Annotated in this window: 14 protein-coding genes; 5 read left to right on the forward strand and 9 right to left on the reverse strand. The window is 63.5% G+C overall.

Annotation, left to right across the window (positions count from 1 at the left end; translation table 11 throughout):
* The 7 genes from GB927_RS33880 to GB927_RS33910 all read right to left on the reverse strand — a co-directional run.
* The coding region (locus tag GB927_RS33880; RefSeq protein WP_198650718.1) for a quinone oxidoreductase family protein at positions 1-888 on the reverse strand (888 nt) is incomplete at its 3' end.
* A 49-nt stretch (positions 889-937) separates the two neighbouring features.
* Entirely contained in the window at positions 938-1504 is a 567-nt protein-coding gene (locus GB927_RS33885; protein WP_037093117.1) for a TetR/AcrR family transcriptional regulator, read from the reverse strand.
* 108 nt (positions 1505-1612) lie between these two features.
* Entirely contained in the window at positions 1613-4102 is a 2490-nt protein-coding gene (locus GB927_RS33890) for a heavy metal translocating P-type ATPase (RefSeq protein ID WP_107341352.1), read from the reverse strand.
* Positions 4103-4143: 41 nt separating this feature from the next.
* On the reverse strand, positions 4144-5910 hold the full coding sequence (locus GB927_RS33895) for an oleate hydratase (RefSeq protein ID WP_035219816.1): 1767 nt from the start codon (positions 5908-5910) through the stop codon (positions 4144-4146).
* Between the two features lie 27 nt (positions 5911-5937).
* Positions 5938-6804, reverse strand: a complete 867-nt coding sequence (locus GB927_RS33900) for a 3-hydroxyacyl-CoA dehydrogenase (protein WP_256121543.1) — start codon at positions 6802-6804, stop codon at positions 5938-5940.
* Positions 6801-7298 carry an acyl-CoA thioesterase gene (locus tag GB927_RS33905; RefSeq protein WP_197426847.1) on the reverse strand — a complete coding sequence of 166 codons (498 nt, stop codon included), beginning with the start codon at positions 7296-7298 and terminating at the stop codon, positions 6801-6803. The genes GB927_RS33900 and GB927_RS33905 overlap by 4 nt, the downstream gene beginning before the upstream one ends.
* Positions 7295-7918 (reverse strand): TetR/AcrR family transcriptional regulator, encoded by a 624-nt coding sequence (locus GB927_RS33910; protein WP_050746444.1) that lies wholly within the window; start codon positions 7916-7918, stop codon positions 7295-7297. The genes GB927_RS33905 and GB927_RS33910 overlap by 4 nt, the downstream gene beginning before the upstream one ends.
* Positions 7919-8072: 154 nt before the next feature.
* On the opposite strand from GB927_RS33910, the gene GB927_RS33915 reads away from it, so the two are divergent.
* From GB927_RS33915 to GB927_RS33925, 3 genes are read left to right on the forward strand one after another with little or no spacing between them, the layout of a single operon-like run.
* The gene (locus GB927_RS33915; protein WP_197426846.1) at positions 8073-9161 is read left to right on the forward strand and encodes a catalase family protein; all 1089 of its coding nucleotides are present in this window, start codon (positions 8073-8075) and stop codon (positions 9159-9161) included.
* A 40-nt stretch (positions 9162-9201) separates the two neighbouring features.
* Positions 9202-9813, forward strand: coding sequence for a hypothetical protein (locus GB927_RS33920; RefSeq protein WP_035219808.1), 612 nt, complete (start codon positions 9202-9204; stop codon positions 9811-9813).
* Between the two features lie 3 nt (positions 9814-9816).
* Positions 9817-11190, forward strand: a complete 1374-nt coding sequence (locus tag GB927_RS33925) for a Dyp-type peroxidase (RefSeq protein WP_256121544.1) — start codon at positions 9817-9819, stop codon at positions 11188-11190.
* Between the two features lie 217 nt (positions 11191-11407).
* Here the strand turns inward: GB927_RS33925 and GB927_RS33930 are convergent, their stop codons facing one another.
* Complete coding sequence (locus GB927_RS33930) at positions 11408-12307, reverse strand: LysR family transcriptional regulator (RefSeq protein ID WP_151664186.1); 900 nt, start codon at positions 12305-12307, stop codon at positions 11408-11410.
* 138 nt (positions 12308-12445) lie between these two features.
* Here GB927_RS33930 and GB927_RS33935 point away from each other — a divergent pair, with 138 nt between their 5' ends.
* Together GB927_RS33935 and GB927_RS33940 are read left to right on the forward strand one after the other, a co-directional pair.
* Positions 12446-13219, forward strand: coding sequence for an SDR family oxidoreductase (locus GB927_RS33935; RefSeq protein ID WP_203316542.1), 774 nt, complete (start codon positions 12446-12448; stop codon positions 13217-13219).
* A gap of 509 nt (positions 13220-13728) precedes the next feature.
* Positions 13729-14055, forward strand: a complete 327-nt coding sequence (locus GB927_RS33940; RefSeq protein ID WP_160788156.1) for a DUF736 domain-containing protein — start codon at positions 13729-13731, stop codon at positions 14053-14055.
* A gap of 82 nt (positions 14056-14137) precedes the next feature.
* On the opposite strand, the gene GB927_RS33945 is transcribed toward GB927_RS33940, so the two are convergent.
* Positions 14138-15529: an IS1182 family transposase gene (locus GB927_RS33945; protein ID WP_256121545.1), complete on the reverse strand. Its 1392-nt coding sequence runs from the start codon at positions 15527-15529 to the stop codon at positions 14138-14140.
* Between the last annotated feature and the right edge of the window lie 195 nt (positions 15530-15724).

The following is a 15724-nucleotide window of genomic DNA, read 5'->3' on the forward strand; positions in this document are numbered from 1 at the left end:
TTCGCCGCCGATCCGGACCTTGAGCTTGCCGTCCGCGACCCACTGAAAGAGCTGCGCCGCATGCTTGCGAAGCAGGACCGGGGTATGCACGTGATCGAAGAAGACCGCGTAGCCGATCTTGATGCTCCTGGGCAGGCTCATGATATCGAGTGGCCCCGGACCGCCCAGCACCGGGCCATACCAGCAAAAGGTGCCAGAGCGGCGTAGAACGTCGAGCGACCCCTGAAACGTCGTCGGTCCCGATCCGTCATAGACGACATGGACGCCCTCTCCATCGGTCAGGCGCAGCGCCTCTTCGGCAAATCGCCCTTCCGTGTCGACAATGACATGGTCTGCGCCCACTTCCCGGGCGACGGCGACCTTGTCCTCAGATGAAACCCGACCGATCACCCGGCCACCGCGCAACTTGATGATCTGGGTCAGGAGCAGGCCGACACCTCCTGCCGCAGCGTGAACGAAGGCAACATCACCGGGCTGCACCGGATAGAAGTCGGTCGCGAAATGGCTGGCGGTCAGCCCCTGCATCATGATCGAGGCCGCCGTTCGATCGTCGACCGCATCGGGAACCGGCACCAGCGACGTTGCCGGGATCGCGATCCGCTCAGCATAACTGCCGGGCGCATAGACCCAGGCGACACGCTGGCCGGGCTGAACAGCCTCGACGCCTTCGCCGACTGCCAGAACTCGACCGACGCCTTCGACGCCCAGGATCTTGGGATTGGGCATGTCAGTCCAGGCAATCCCCTGACGCACGCCGATATCCATGAAGTTGACCCCGGCAACCGCGATCTCGACCAGCGCCTCGCCCGGCCCGGCGACAGGCTCCGGTCGCTCGATCTGCTCCAGCACCTCGCGGCCACCGGTCGCGGTCATCACTACTGCTCGCATGTCTTTCTCCTATCTTGAATGATCGTTCCGCAATCGGTCAAAAAAGGGGTCAGCGCAGCGCGCGCATGACCATCTCCTGCAGGGCAGCCAGGGTTGATCGGTCGGCGCCGCCACGCCCGGCGACGCGGATCCCGGCGATATTGGCGATCAGGAATTGCGCGAGAGCCTCGGGATCGAGGCTGGCTGCAACATCGCCCTCACGCTGCGCGTCGCGCATGCGGGCGACGATGGCCATGTGCAATGTCCTGCCCAGTGCCGCATGGATATCGACCAGGTCCGGCCGCGAGGCACCGAACTCGCAGGTCGAGCCGACGCCGAGACAGGGCGTGTACGCTGTCTCCACGACATGGCGCAGCATGGCGGCAATCCCGTCGATGGCGCGCGCGCCGCTGCGAAGCGCCTCGAAATGCGCCGCGCATTCGCCCATGCCGTAGCGCCGCACCGCCGCGCAATAGAGCTGCCACTTGTCGCCGAAGGCCGCGTAGAGGCTCTGCCGCCCGATGCCCATGGCGTCCACGAGCATCTGCGCCGAACTGCCCTCATACCCATGCTCGCTGAACACGGCGATCGCACCGTCCAGGGCAGCATCCGTATCGAATTCTCGAGGTCTTGCCATAAGCCATGTATAGCGATTCTGGAACGATCATTCAAGTTTGGCGGCTCGGTTTTGCTTTCAGCACAATTTGCGGGTGGCAGTGGCCGTTAGGTGAGGATCGCCCGATCGTCAGATCTTCAAGGCGCGCAATCGCAGCGAATTGCCAATGACGCTGACGGACGACAGCGCCATCGCCGCCGCAGCGATGATCGGCGACAGCAGCAGTCCAAACGTGGGATAGAGCGCCCCCGCCGCGATCGGCACGCCTGCCGCATTGTAGATGAAAGCGAAGGCGAGGTTCTGGCGGATGTTGGCCATCGTCGCCTGCGACAGGCGTCGCGCGCGGACAATGCCGGTGAGATCGCCCTTGAGCAGCGTTACCCCCGCGCTCTCGATGGCAACGTCGGTCCCTGATCCCATGGCTATGCCGACATCAGCGGCGGCGAGCGCCGGCGCGTCATTTACGCCGTCACCCGCCATGGCCACCACCTTGCCCTGCGCCTTCAGGCGCTCTACCACCGCCGCCTTCTGGTCCGGCAGCACATCGGCCTCGACCTCATCAATGCCGAGCTTTCTGGCGACGGCTTCGGCCGTGGTGCGATTGTCGCCGGTCAGCATGACGATGCGGATGCCTTCGGCATGCAGGGCCTTCAGTGCCTCAGGCGTGGTCGCCTTGATCGGGTCGGCGATGGCGAAGATGCCGCCGATGGCATTGCCTATCCCGATATAGATCGCCGTCGCACCGTCGCGGCGCAACTCATCCGCCTGCCCGGCGAGCGACGCCGTATCGATCCCATGCTCGGCGAGAAAGGCGGTGCTGCCGAGCACCACTTGCCGTCCCTCGATCACGCCGACCGCGCCCTTACCGGTCGGCGAGTCGAAATCGGCGACATCGGGGATGGCGATCTTTCGTTCCTCGGCAGCCGCCACGATCGCGCGCGCAAGCGGATGCTCCGAGGCTTTTTCAACACCTGCCGCCAGCCGCAGGATGATCTCCTCGACAAATCCCGGCGCCGCGACGATCCGGGTCACCGCCGGTTTGCCTTCGGTAAGCGTCCCGGTCTTGTCGATCACCAGAGTATCGATCTTCTCCATCCGCTCGAGCGCCTCCGCGTTCTTGATCAGAACGCCGGCGGCCGCCCCCTTGCCGATACCGACCATGATCGACATCGGCGTCGCAAGCCCGAGCGCGCAGGGGCAGGCAATGATCAGCACGGAAACGGCCGCGATCAGGCCATGCGCCAGACGCGGCTCTAGCCCCCATACACCCCAGGCCGCGAAGGCGAGCAGCGCTACGGCGATGACGACCGGCACGAACCAGCCCGACACCTGATCAGCCATGCGCTGGATCGGCGCACGCGAGCGCTGGGCATCCGCGACCATCTGGACGATGCGAGCCAGCATCGTGTCGCGCCCGACTTTTTCCGCCCGGATGACGAGCGCGCCGGTCTGATTCAGCGTCCCTCCTACGACCGCTTCGCCGACTACGCGCGTCACCGGCATGGATTCGCCGGTCACCATCGATTCATCGATCGATGAGCGCCCCTGCTCGACCACGCCATCCACCGGCACGGTTTCCCCGGGCCGGACCCTGAGCCGCTCGCCGATCGCAATCGCCTCGACCGGCACATCTTCTTCCACACCGTCTGCCCCGATGCGTCGTGCGGTCTTCGGCGCGAGATTGAGAAGCGCGCGGATCGCGCCGGACGTCTGTTCCCGGGCGCGCAACTCCATAACCTGACCAAGCAGCACCAGCACGGTGATGACGGCGGCCGCCTCATAATAGACCGCGACCGCGCCATCAGCGTCACGGAAAGCCTGCGGGAAGAGCTGCGGCGCGAATGTCGCGACGATGCTGTATCCCCAGGCGACGCCGGTCCCCATCGCGATCAGCGTGAACATGTTGAGGCTGCGGTTGACGATCGACGCCCAGCCACGCGCGAAGAACGGCCATCCGGCCCACAGCACCACCGGCGTCGCCAGGGCGAACTGGATCCAGATCGAGATGTGCATCGGCACCAGATGGTGCAGCGCCGGGATCAGGTGGCCGCCCATCTCCAGCAGGAACACGGGCAAGGCGAGCGCGAGGCCGATCCAGAAGCGCCGGGTCATATCGGCAAGTTCGGGACTGGGTCCGGCATCCGCCGCCGCGATCAGCGGCTCCAGCGCCATGCCGCAGATCGGACAACTGCCCGGCGCGTCCCGGCGGATTTCCGGATGCATCGGGCAGGTCCAGATCGTGCCCTCCGTTACGGCTGCCGTTAACGCCGCAACGGGGTGATGCTCATGGCGATCAAGTCTATGGGTGTGGCTAGGGTGGGAATGATCGCCATGGGTAGCAGCACCCTCATGGTGCGGCTCGGCATGCGCTACCCGTGCTGCATAATGCACGGGGTCGGCGTCGAACTTCGCCTTACAGCCGGCCGAGCAGAAGGCGTAACGCTCGCCTTCATACTCAGCCTTGTGAGCGGTCCTGGCGGGATCGACCACCATGCCACAGACCGGATCATGGTCGACGTGACCGGACGGCGTTTCGCCGTCCGGCTCATGATGGTGATGATGGCCGTGCGCCCCAGTCACCTCGGCGGCGCGTTCGCTCTTCTGATCGTCGTCGGCCATTCATCACCTTTCACACGCCGCGCGTGCCTTCCGGTCTTTGTTCACTCCTCGATCAGATGGAACTCTTCGAGCAGCTTGGCGATCTCCGTGCCTTCGAGCTTCTTCATCAGCAGCTTGCGCAGGAAGGCCGGTCCGGGAAGATCGATGCCCTTGCCGTCCCGCAGCGGACCGATCGCAGCAAGAAGTGTACGAATATCATAGGTCGAGTTGAAGACCTCCGGCACGCCGCGCTCGACATTCATCAGCGTGTAGACGGCCTCCATCGGGGTTCTCACCGAATATTCCGTGGTGAAGATGCAGTCCCGCTGCTTCGATTCCGCGAACTGGCCGATGAAGGCGAAGTTGACCGCGCCCTCCGGCACCACGTCCGGCCGGTCACCCGCCTGGCGCGGCATGAAGAAGGCGGTAATATAGGGCATCATCGTGGGAACGGTGCTGGCGCCGGATGCCGCGAGTTCGGGAATGTCCTCGACCGGCACGCCGAGGTGATAGAGCCATTCCTGGGTGATCTCCTCACCGGTGCATTCCTGCATCGGCTTCTTCACGAAGTCGCCGGGGCAATCGACAAAGAGCGCGTAGAACCAGGCGATCATCTGATCTTTGGGCTGCTTCTTGAAATGCGGCTGGCGATGAACCGTCCAGCTCAGCAGCCACGCCGAGTCCTTCACCGTGACGATACCGGCGGAGACGATCTTGCCGGTAAAGGGGTTCCGCTTGGTGATCTTCTCGACATAGGCCGGAATGCGGGCGTCGAGGGCAGTGATGGAGGCGGAGGCCCATTTCGTCTCCGGGATATGGGCGCCGAACACGTCGGGGCGGCCGAAGGCCGGATCCTTCGCGGCGATGCGGCGCCACAGGTCCCAGGCCGGCGCCGGTCCTTCATTGAGCTTCGCCGGCGTCCTGTGGTCGCCATTGTCGGAATTCTCGGTCAGCGAGCCGATCGTGATGAAGACGAGATCGTCTGGCCCGAGATCGACGCCGCCTTCGACGCCGCGCTCTTTCCAGTGAATGCGGGTCGCTTGCTTGCGGCCGGGCTGGATGTCGAAATCGACATCGGTGACCTCGACGCCGTAGCGGAACGTGACGCCGTGATCGGTCAGCCACTTCACCAGCGGCAGGACCATCGATTCATACTGGTTATAGCGGTTGAACTTGAGCGAGGAGAAGTCGGCGAGACTGCCGATATGATGGATGAAGCGGTGCAGGTAGAGCTTCATCTCCAGCGCGGAATGCCATTCCTCGAAGGCGAACATGGTGCGCCAGTAGAGCCAGAAATTGCTTTTGAGGAAGTCTTCGCCGAAGACCTCGTTGATACGCTTGTTCTCCATCTCCTCGCGCGTCGCGAGGAAGACCGAGAGCAGGTCCTTCTGGGCCTTGTCGTTTAGCGTCAACAGCGCTTTGTCGGGCACGTCCTGGCCCTGGTTCTGCGTCGTGCGCTGGAGCGAAAAGTTGGGATCGTCCTTGTTGAGCCGGTAGAACTCGTCGAGCACGCTGGCGTCCTCGATCTCCAGCGAGGGGATCGAGCGATAAAGGTCCCACAGGCACTCGAAATGTTCTTCCATTTCGCGGCCGCCGCGAATGACGAAGCCCTTTTCGGGCACGTCCAGACCATCGAGCGCGCCACCAGGGATTTCCAGCTCTTCAAGGATGGTGATGCGGTCGCCGGAAACGCCGCCGTCGCGGATCAGGAAGGCCGCGCCGGCAAGCCCCGCCAGCCCCGAACCGACAAACCAGGCCGTCTTCTTGTCGGCGCCCTCGGGCTTGCGGGGACGCACGAAGGCTTCATAGTTTCCGCTGCTATAGTGCATGGCGAACTCCTGTTCTTCTTGTTGGGATCAGTCTGCGGAGGGCTTGTAGCTGTAGAAGCCTTCGCCCGAGGCGATGCCGAGCCTGCCCTTGTCGATGTAGTTTTCCTTCAGCCAGGCGGCGAGCGACTGAGCATGCTCGTCGCCATGCGAGAGGATGTTGTAGGGGGTGTTCAATCCGATGATGTCGTAGATCTGGAACGGCCCCATCGGCGCGCCGGTGGCGATCCGCCAGACCTTGTCGACATCTTCCGGCTCGGCATAGCCGCCGGCCGCCAGATCGGCGGCCGCGTTCAGGAGCGGCACCAAAAGCGAATTGAGGACGTAACCCGCTTTCTCCTTGCGCACCGGGATCGGCACCATGCCGATGGCGGAGGCGAAGGCGATCAGGGAATCGAACACGGCCGGATCGGTGTCGTCCGTGCCCATCACCTCGGCGGTGTTGAACTTCCAGATGCTGTTGGCGAAGTGCAGCGCCAGAAACCGGTCCGGTCGGCCGGTGTAAGCCTTCAGGTCGCTCGGCAGCAGGGTCGAGCTATTGGTGGCGAAGATCGTCCTGTCCGGCGCGAGCCCCGCCAGTTTCTCGTAGAGCGCCTGCTTGATCGAAAGAACCTCCGGAACCGCCTCGATCACGAGGTCCGCGTCCGCGACGGCCGCGCCGAGATCGCTCAGCAGAGCGATCCGCTTGAGCGCCCCGGCCGCCTTGCCGCCAGCCGCGCCCGACACCTCGTTCGTGTAGGTTTCGACGAGCGCCGCCAGCCGTGCGCGCGCCTGTTCGAGCGCTTCCTCGCTGATGTCGTAGGCGACAACATCGAAGCCGCTATAGGCCGTCTGGAAGGCGATCTGGCTCCCGAGGACTCCCGTGCCGAGAACCGCCACTTTCCTGATATCGCTCATCCAATTTCCTTCTGCGCGGTATCGTCACTTAGAAACGGAGCCGCCACCTCCACCGGGACGCGGGCCAGCTTGCCGGTTTCCCGATCGACCAGGGCCCATTGGGTCAGCGAGGCGACGATCGTCCGGCCGTCTTCGGCATGGAATTCGACACATCGTGCATAGCGGGCACCCCGCGGCGCTCGGACGACCCAGGTGATCGCACTGACCTCGTCTCCCGCCCGGACATTGCCGCGATAGTCGACCTCATGGCGCAGCACGACCGCGACGAACCGGTCGCGATCCTGCGGCCGCGCGGCCGTCAGCCAATGCGCCACCGACGCATCCTGAATCCAGGTCACCCAGACCGCATTGTTGACATGGCCGAGTTCGTCGATGTCGGCGTCCCGGGCGCGGAAGCGGATATGGAAGCGCCGATGCTCATCCACCTCGCCGACGAGTGGGTGTCCGTGCTCATCGCAGCCGATGCGTCGACGATCTGACACGATCCCGCTCACGAATACGCCTGCTCCTCATGCGACGAACCCAGTCCTGCCATGGCGCGGAAGAAGCCGACGAGCATCTCGTCGCGCGGCATGGCGCCTTCGACATCGCCCTGCACCGCCAGTCCCATCCAGAGCGCGTAAAGACCGATACCGGTCTGCATCGGCGGCAAGGCCGGACGAAGTGCGAAGCGTTGCGTCAGATCGGCGACGAGCTCACCGAACATCCGATAGCAGGCCGCCTTGCCCTCCCGGTGCCGCTCGGCGAAAGCCGGATCGCGCCGGGCATGGAGCTGCAATTCGATCGAGAGCAGTGACCATTGTGCCTCGTCGGCCAACTTCGCGAGCCGCGCGGCCAGCACCTGCAGCGTCGCCTCGATATCGTCGCCGGAGCAGTGCGCGACCAGGTCGCGAAGCAGTGTGACCTCGTCCTGGATATGGCTTTGCAGGATCTCGACCAGCAGATCATCCTTGCTGGCGAAGTTCGAGTAGAAGGCGCCCTGCGAATGCCCTGCGGCGCTGCAGATGTTGCGAATCGACATGGCAGCGACCCCCTCCTCGATAATCGAGGAATGCGCGGCCGCGATCAGCCGGTCCCGCGTCTGGCGCTGCGTGTCCTTGCGCGTAAGCGGCATGGGTTCATTCTCCAACCAACGGGCGAGACGTGCGAAACCTTTTCGGAGGTTCCGCGTTCTCAGTGAAACCGATATCAACTGATATCCGAAATCAACGGCGATTTCGACCCGAAATCGTTCCTGGGCAACGAAATCTCAGTGTGAAGGAGCGCTCTTGGCTCAAACCTACATTGGCTATTCCCCGGACGTGGAGGTTCTAGGCGAGGACGAGGAGCGGCTGACCGCCGAGATCCTCGAGATCATGGCCACCACCAACCGGCGGGCCTTCGAGCGTCATCGCCACGCCGTGCGCGACGCCCATGCCAAAAGCCATGGGTTCCTGAAGGGCGAACTGATCGTTCACGAACTGCCCTCGCATCTGCGCCAGGGCTTGTTCGCCCGACCCGCCAACTATCCGGTGGTGATCCGCCTCTCTTCGGCGCCGGGCGACATCCACTCCGATACCATTCCCGCGCCGCGTGGCATGGCGATCAAGGTGATCGGTGTCGATGGCGAGCGGCTTCTCCCCGAAGACCAGGGCCACAACCAGGATTTCCTGCTCGTCAACATCCCGACCTTGAGCTTCGGCACGATCGGTAAATATCGCCAGCTCATCAGCCTTCTGGAGAAGAATGCCCATAACCCGGCCTTTCTCCAGCGAGCGATGGCTGGGGTCGCGCGCGGCGTGGAGGCGGCAGTCGAAGCGGTCGGCGTCGAGCCCGGCGCCACGCTGCGCGGGCTCGCTCGCGACAATAACCATCTGCTGGGCGAAACCTATCATTCGATGGCGGCGATCCGCTTCGGCGACCATATCGCCAAGATCAGTGCCGCGCCGTTCTCCGACAACGTCCGTGCACTGACCGGCAAGGATGTCGGCGCGGTTGAGGATTCCACCATGCGCGATCTGGTGGTTGAACATTTCCGCGAGCAAGGCGCAGAGTATCAGCTCCGTGCTCAGCTCTGTGCCGATCTCGACAGGATGCCGGTCGAGGACGCCGCCGTGCTCTGGCCGGAAGACCTTTCGCCGCACCAGCCGATCGCGACCCTGCGCATCCCGCCACAGGAGGCCTATTCGCCGGCGCGGCGCGTCTACGGCGATGATGTGCTGTCGTTCAATCCCTGGCACGGTATCCGCGATCATCAGCCACTCGGCTCGATCATGCGCGTGCGCATCGCCGCCTATGAACGATCCACCCGCTACCGCCACGAAATGAACGCGCAACCGCGCGTCGAGCCGGCGAGCATCGACGTCATTCCGGACTGACGATCCGATCGTCACACGCAATCACGAAAGGAGGCCAGCCATGGCCGAGACCGAAGAAACCCCGCAGATCGATGAAACCCGCTTGCAGGCCATCCGCCGCCGCATCGAGGAAGTGGTTGGCGATGCGCCACAGCTCGCCAAGCTCGCCCTCGAGCAGATGGTGACGAAGCATAATCCCGACCTCAAGGGCACAGCCGGCTCGGCCGGTCGCGTCGGCGCGCAGTCCGGCAATGTCTCCGAGCTCACCGCCATCGCCAACCTCAAGCCCGGCGGCGCGGATCGGCTGAAACGCATATTCGGGCTGGTGAACGGCAATTTCGACGGGGCGCAGAAGGTCGGCACGCTGCACAACATGCGGTTCGTGTTCTTCGACAACGACACCCGCATCCTGTTCGCCACCGCCTATGACGGCGACTGGGACACCTATATCAACGACTTCGCCACCAAGATCCCCGATCTGATGGACCTGATCTTCGCCTCGGTCGAGGGCTGGCCGGGCATCGCCAGCCCCGAGGTCAAGGACTTCATCGCCGAGCATCAGATCACCGCCGCCGGCTGGTTCGTCGCCAATCCGCAGGTCACCGTCGTCGATGTGCGCCGGCTCCAACGGCTCGAACATGCCGTCAACGAATTCCTGGACAAGGTGGGCTGAGCCATGGCGATCCTTCAGAAACTAAAAGAGCACTTCTCGCGGGATAGCGTCACGCTCGACCTGCAGGACATCCAGGCGCTGATCCTCAGAAGCCGGCCGGAACCCTATGTCGGCGTTCACGCCATGCTCCATTTCGACGAGGCAGCGGGAGCCCGCAATCTTCTCGGCCGGCTGGCACCGCATATCGCTTCGGCCGACAATTGGAGCGAGGATCTCGATTTCTGGATCGGCGCTGCGCTCAGCTTCGAGGGTCTGAAGGCGCTTGGCGTTCCCGACGCCCAGCTCAAGACCTTTCCGCTCCCGTTCCAGCAGGGCATGGCCGCACGCGCGGAGCAGCTTCGCGACTTCGGACCCAACGCGCCGGAAAACTGGGAAGACGTGTTCAAGCCGGGCAACTGCCATCTCGCGCTGACCATCTACGCGGTCGACGATGATGCGCTCGACAAGGCGCTGGCGACGGCGCGCACCGAACTCGACCGGAGCAGCGGCGTCACCTTGCTCGGCGAGCATCGCTTCGGCGCGCCGGACGGCGCGAAAAACCCGTTCGGTTTCCGGGATTCGATCTCCCAGCCCGCAGTGGAGGGCAGCGGCGTTGATCCGCTGCCAGGCGAGGAGCGGCCGATCAAGGCCGGCGAATTCATCCTCGGCTATGAGAGCGAGAACGGCCAGCCGCTCGGCATGCCCGAGCCTGCGGTTCTCGGAAGGAACGGCACCTTCGTCGTAATGCGCAAGTATAACAGCCGGGTCGGTTGCTTCAACGCCTTCCTCAAGGCACATGGCGACACGCCGGAGGAACGCGAGCGCCTTGCCGCCAAGATGTTCGGGCGCTGGCGCTCCGGCGCACCCTTGACGCTGGCGCACGATCACGACGATCCCGACCTCGGCGCCGATCCGCAGCGCAACAACGACTTCACCTTCAAGGACGATCCCAAAGGCCGCGTCGTGCCGCTCGGCTGCCATATGCGACGGCTCAATCCCCGCGATTCCGAGTTGACGCTGCTCACCGACGTCAACATCCACCGCATCATTCGCCGTTCCTCGACCTTCGGGCCGGTTTATTCCGAGGATGTGGGGCCTGAGGACGATGCCAACGGCGATCGCGGCCTGTTCTTCATCTTCATCAGCGCGCGTGCCTACGACACGATCGAGTTCATGCAGCAGGAGTGGATCAACCGAGGCAATTTCGTCGACCTTGGCGAAGAGCGCGATCCGATCGTTGGCCTGCATGAGGATGATGGCCGGTTCACGATCCCGCAGGCGCCGGCGCGCAAGCGCATCGACGGTTTGCAGACTTTCAATGTCATGAAGGGCGGCGAATATCTGTTCATGCCAAGCCTGTCCGCGCTCAAATGGCTGGCGGCCGGGAGCTGGGGTTAGGAACCCGCCGGTCAGTCGTTGGCCTTTGTGAAGATGAACGTGCAATTCATCAGGATCGCTGCGCTCGGCCTCACCATGATCTTTGCCAGTCGCGTCTGGCCCGATCGGTAATCCTGACGTCTGCAAAAACTGCCTCTAACGCATGATCGGCGAGGACGCTTCGGTCATCCGGACCGCTTGAGCGCAGGCGTTTCGGATCCCGGGTGGCTTTTGCTCTTCATAAGAGCTTGTCCTTCAGCAGCGTCTCAAGCCAATCGGCAAATACCTGCAGCCGGTGTGAAAGGTGCTGGCGGTGGGGATAGAGTAACGTCATAGGCATCAGCTCGGCTCGATGGCCGGGCATCACCTCGACCAATTCTCCCGCCTCAAGATGCTGTTTCACGTCATAGGCTGGGATCTGGATCATGCCGAGGCCTGCGAGGCAACAGGCGATGTAGGCCTCGGCGCTGTTGACAGTGACCCGCCCGCGCAACGGAACCCGATGCAGCTTCCCTTGCTCCAGCCACTCCCAATCCTCAACACGGCCGCTGGTCGGAGAAGCATAATTGACCGCCCAGTGATCTCCCAGATCTTCAGGAGAGCCTGGCGTGCCATGCCGCGTCACATAGGCTGGGCTGACGACGTTGATCAGTAGCAACTTTCCAATAGGCCGCGCGATCAGGCCTGAGTCGTTGAGCGGCCCCACACGCAGCACACAGTCGATGCTGTCTTCGACCAGGTTCACCGCGCGGTCGGTGACGCCGAGGTCGATGTCGATCTCGGGAAATTTGTCGAGGAAGCCGGGCAGAGCCGGCGCGATGATCAGACGCCCGATCCGCCCCGGGACATCGACCCGCAGCTTGCCCGACGGTTTGGCGGCGGTCTGCCGGAAAAGATTTTCCGTATCCTCGACGTCGGCGATGACCCGCTGGCAGCGCTCATAGAAGGCGATGCCGTCCTGTGTCGGGGAGACCTTGCGGGTCGTGCGGTGTAGCAGCCGCGCCCCAACCCGTCCCTCCAATTCCTGAATGCCGGCCGATACGGAGGACCGCGGAACGCCCAGCGTGTCGGCCGCGCGGGTGAAACTCGCACATTCAACGACACGCACAAACATGCGGAACAGATCGACGCGGTCCAAACAGTCAGAACTCCAATTGTGCTGATTTTCTGACAAGTGATGTCAGAATGATCAGCTTTATTGGCCAATCCTAGCGGATATGGTTGCTCAACAAAAGCGGTCGCCGGTGCGATTGCAGCCCGGCAAAGGAGGCCGTCCATGACCGATCACAGCATCAAAGGCAAAACCGTCATCATCGCCGGAGGGGCGAAGAACCTCGGCGGACTGATCGCCCGCGATCTCGCCGCCCATGGCGCGAAAGCCATTGCGATCCACTACAACAGCGCCGCCAGCAAGGCGGATGCCGATGCGACCGTTGCCGCCGTCAAGGCTGCGGGCGCGGAAGCGGTGGCCTTCCAGGCCGACCTGACCAGCGCCGGGGCCGTCGAGAAACTGTTCGCCGATGCTGTCGCCGCCATCGGCCGTCCGGACATCGCCATCAACACCGTCGGCAAGGTACTGAAGAAGCCCATCGTCGAGATCAGCGAGGCCGAATATGACGGGATGAGCGCCGTCAACTCCAAGACGGCCTTCTTCTTCATCAAGGAAGCCGGCAAGCACCTGAACGACAACGGCAAGCTGGTGACGGTCGTCACCTCTTTGCTCGGCGCCTTCACGCCCTTCTATTCTAGCTATGCCGGCACCAAGGCTCCGGTCGAACACTTTACCCGCGCAGCCTCCAAGGAGTTCGGCGAGCGTGGCATCTCAGTGACGGCAATTGGTCCAGGTCCGATGGATACGCCGTTCTTCTATCCGGCCGAAGGCGCCGATGCCGTCGCCTACCATAAGACCGCCGCAGCTCTGTCGGGATACTCGAAGACCGGCCTCACCGACATTGAGGACATCGTCCCGTATATTCGCTTCATGGTCTCTGACGGCTGGTGGATGACGGGCCAGACGATTCTCGTCAATGGCGGCTACACCACGAAATAGAGTCCTATGTAGTTCTCGATTACCTCCCTGAAGCGCCGTATGGGCAGAGCCATGTCTTGGCGGGGCACCGGACATTCGGCGCGGCGATCTCTTTCAGGGCGACGGGAGGTCAGGAGGCAGCAACGTTGGCTTGGCGGGAGGAGACGAAGCCGCTGAACCCTGCCGTGGCGCCGGCTTTTCGGTGCGGGAGGGCACCATTTTCTCCGTTGTCTGACCGTGCCTCGATCGCTCCAAACGGTCTCTCCAATGGCCTGATCTGGCTGAAGACCGGCTTCGCCTCGATCGCCTATGCCGCAACAGCCGCGTCAAACTTTCTTCCCCTGCCGGCTGCGCCGTCATTCCGCGCGCAACAAGAAAGCCCTCCTTGGCTGTCTAGCCCCATTCTCACCCCCAGCGCGCAACTGCGCCGGGGACCCTGAGCAAGGGGTGCGCCGTCGATCGCCTCCGGCCTGCCGATCGCCATCGAGACCGCATGGTGCGGGCTCGGGAACGGAAAACGGAGATTTACAATGGCGACCATCGGCACCTTTAAGAAGACCGGCTCGAACGAGTTCACCGGCGACATCGTCACCCTCAGCGTCCAGGCCAAGAACGTGCGCATCGTCCCCGACCAGCGCGCCGCCGGCGAGAACGCCCCCAGCCACCGGGTCCTGGTCGGCCGCGCCGAGATCGGCGCCGCCTGGTCCAAGCGCTCCAACGAGGGTCGCGACTATCTGGGCCTCAAGCTCGACGATCCGAGCTTCAACGCCCCGATCTACGCCAACCTCTTCGACGACGAGGGCGAAGATACCTTCTCGCTAATCTGGTCCCGCCCCAACGGCAGGCGCGCCGACTGAGGCTCCCCCGCAAGGCCCCGACCCAAAGCAGGCTGTGTGGAAACTGATTGGAGGCTCCGGTATTTCCGGGGCCTCTTTGGTTTCAGGCGATGGCGGTTTTGATGTTGGCGGCTCTCATGATGTTGTAGGCGAGGATGGAAAGGGCCATTTCGGTTCTGGTTCCTTTCAGGTTCCTGGTCAGGAAGCGCCCGCCGGCTGTCATTCGTTTGATGGTGCCGAAGGGATGTTCGACGGCACATCGCCTGGCTTTCATCATCTGCGGCGTGGCGCGGGCATCCATGCGGTTGAGCGCCTCGTCGTCGAGGTGGCGTTTGACGGTGCGCCGCTCGGCGGTGGTACAGGACGGCTTGAGCGCGCAGCCGGAACAGTCCTGTGAGACGTAAGTGACGTTGCGCTTCTTGCGGTGGAGTTGCTTCCGCACGAGGGTGCGACCCGCCGGGCAGGCGAGCGTGTCAGTTGCCGCATCGTAGGCGAAGGCGGTGCGGTCGAACAGCGTGCCGTCCCCCTGATTGTTGATCGAGCGCTGCGAGGGCACGCAGGTGATGATGCCATCCCGCTCGCAGGCGCTGGCATGCTCGCCGTTGTCGAAGCCTTTGTCGGCCACGACCGTCAAGGTGTCGAGGTCGAGGCTCTCTTTGGTGGCGCTGGCCATCGGATGAAGTTGGCGACGGTCGGTCGGCTCGTCAGTGACCTCGTGATGCACGATCAGGCCCGTGTCGGTATCGACGGCGGTCTGTACGTTGTAGCAGGGCGGCTTCTGGCCGCCGCCGCTGCGCATCGGACGGGCATCCTCCTCGCCTTCGACGAGCGTATTGCGCTCTTGCGTCTCCAGCTTTCCAGCCATCCGGTCCAGTTCGGCGCGCCGGGCGCGAAGGACAGCAAGCGCTACGCCATACGCATCCGGTTCATCGTCGGGTTCGTTCGCGTCGGCAGCGTCCAGCCCGGAAAGGTAGGTGGCGATCCTGTTGTCGAGACGGGCTTGCTCCTCGGCGATCTCCCGGCTGCCGATCACCTTCTTCGGGCTGGCGGCGGCGCGGAACTTCGAGCCGTCCAGCGCCACGAGACGGGCCGCAAATAGACCGGCCTCCCGGCACACGAGCACGAAGGCACGGCATGTCCCGACGATGGCGGGGCCGTTGTCGCGGCGGAAATCGGCAATCGTCTTGAAGTCGGGGGCAAGCCTTCGCATCAGCCACATCGCCTCGACATCGCGCCGGCATGCCCGCTCCAGCCGGCGCGACGAGCGCACCTCGTTGAAATAACCCCAGACATACAACTTCAGAAGGTCACGCGGATCATAGCCGGGCCGTCCCGTCGATGCCGCAACTGCGCGCACAAAGCCGAGCGCCATCAGATCCAGACCATCCGCAAAAGCGTCGATCACCCGAACCGCAGCGTCCGGCGCCACGTAGTCCTCGATCCGTGACGGCAGAAGCGATGCCTGTTCCCGATCCTCGCCGATGATATATCCCATGAAAATGGCCGCCCTGTTCCCAAGGCGGCCATCCTATCTGATTTGCAAGGCTTTCCACACAGCCTGTCATCGCCGGGGCCTTCATTCAGAACGACCGAATCAGTTTCACTGGATCGCTCCCTAGCGACGGAACCAGCAGCGCCTTTTGGCTCGCAAAATAAGCCAAGAACGACTATTATAGTCGTAGTTCTGGCG

The organism is Shinella lacus, assembly GCF_010994755.1.
In the GTDB taxonomy this organism is placed as follows: domain Bacteria; phylum Pseudomonadota; class Alphaproteobacteria; order Rhizobiales; family Rhizobiaceae; genus Shinella; species Shinella lacus.

Coding starts and splice junctions, on each gene's coding strand:
- GB927_RS33925 (WP_256121544.1), top strand. CDS start 9,817: ATGGCGATCCTTCAGAAACTAAAAGAGCACTTCTCGCGGGATAGCGTC.
- GB927_RS33920 (WP_035219808.1), top strand. CDS start 9,202: ATGGCCGAGACCGAAGAAACCCCGCAGATCGATGAAACCCGCTTGCAG.
- GB927_RS33910 (WP_050746444.1), bottom strand. CDS start 7,918: ATGCCGCTTACGCGCAAGGACACGCAGCGCCAGACGCGGGACCGGCTG.
- GB927_RS33935 (WP_203316542.1), top strand. CDS start 12,446: ATGACCGATCACAGCATCAAAGGCAAAACCGTCATCATCGCCGGAGGG.
- GB927_RS33945 (WP_256121545.1), bottom strand. CDS start 15,529: ATGGGATATATCATCGGCGAGGATCGGGAACAGGCATCGCTTCTGCCG.
- GB927_RS33900 (WP_256121543.1), bottom strand. CDS start 6,804: ATGAGCGATATCAGGAAAGTGGCGGTTCTCGGCACGGGAGTCCTCGGG.
- GB927_RS33940 (WP_160788156.1), top strand. CDS start 13,729: ATGGCGACCATCGGCACCTTTAAGAAGACCGGCTCGAACGAGTTCACC.
- GB927_RS33890 (WP_107341352.1), bottom strand. CDS start 4,102: ATGGCCGACGACGATCAGAAGAGCGAACGCGCCGCCGAGGTGACTGGG.
- GB927_RS33895 (WP_035219816.1), bottom strand. CDS start 5,910: ATGCACTATAGCAGCGGAAACTATGAAGCCTTCGTGCGTCCCCGCAAG.
- GB927_RS33885 (WP_037093117.1), bottom strand. CDS start 1,504: ATGGCAAGACCTCGAGAATTCGATACGGATGCTGCCCTGGACGGTGCG.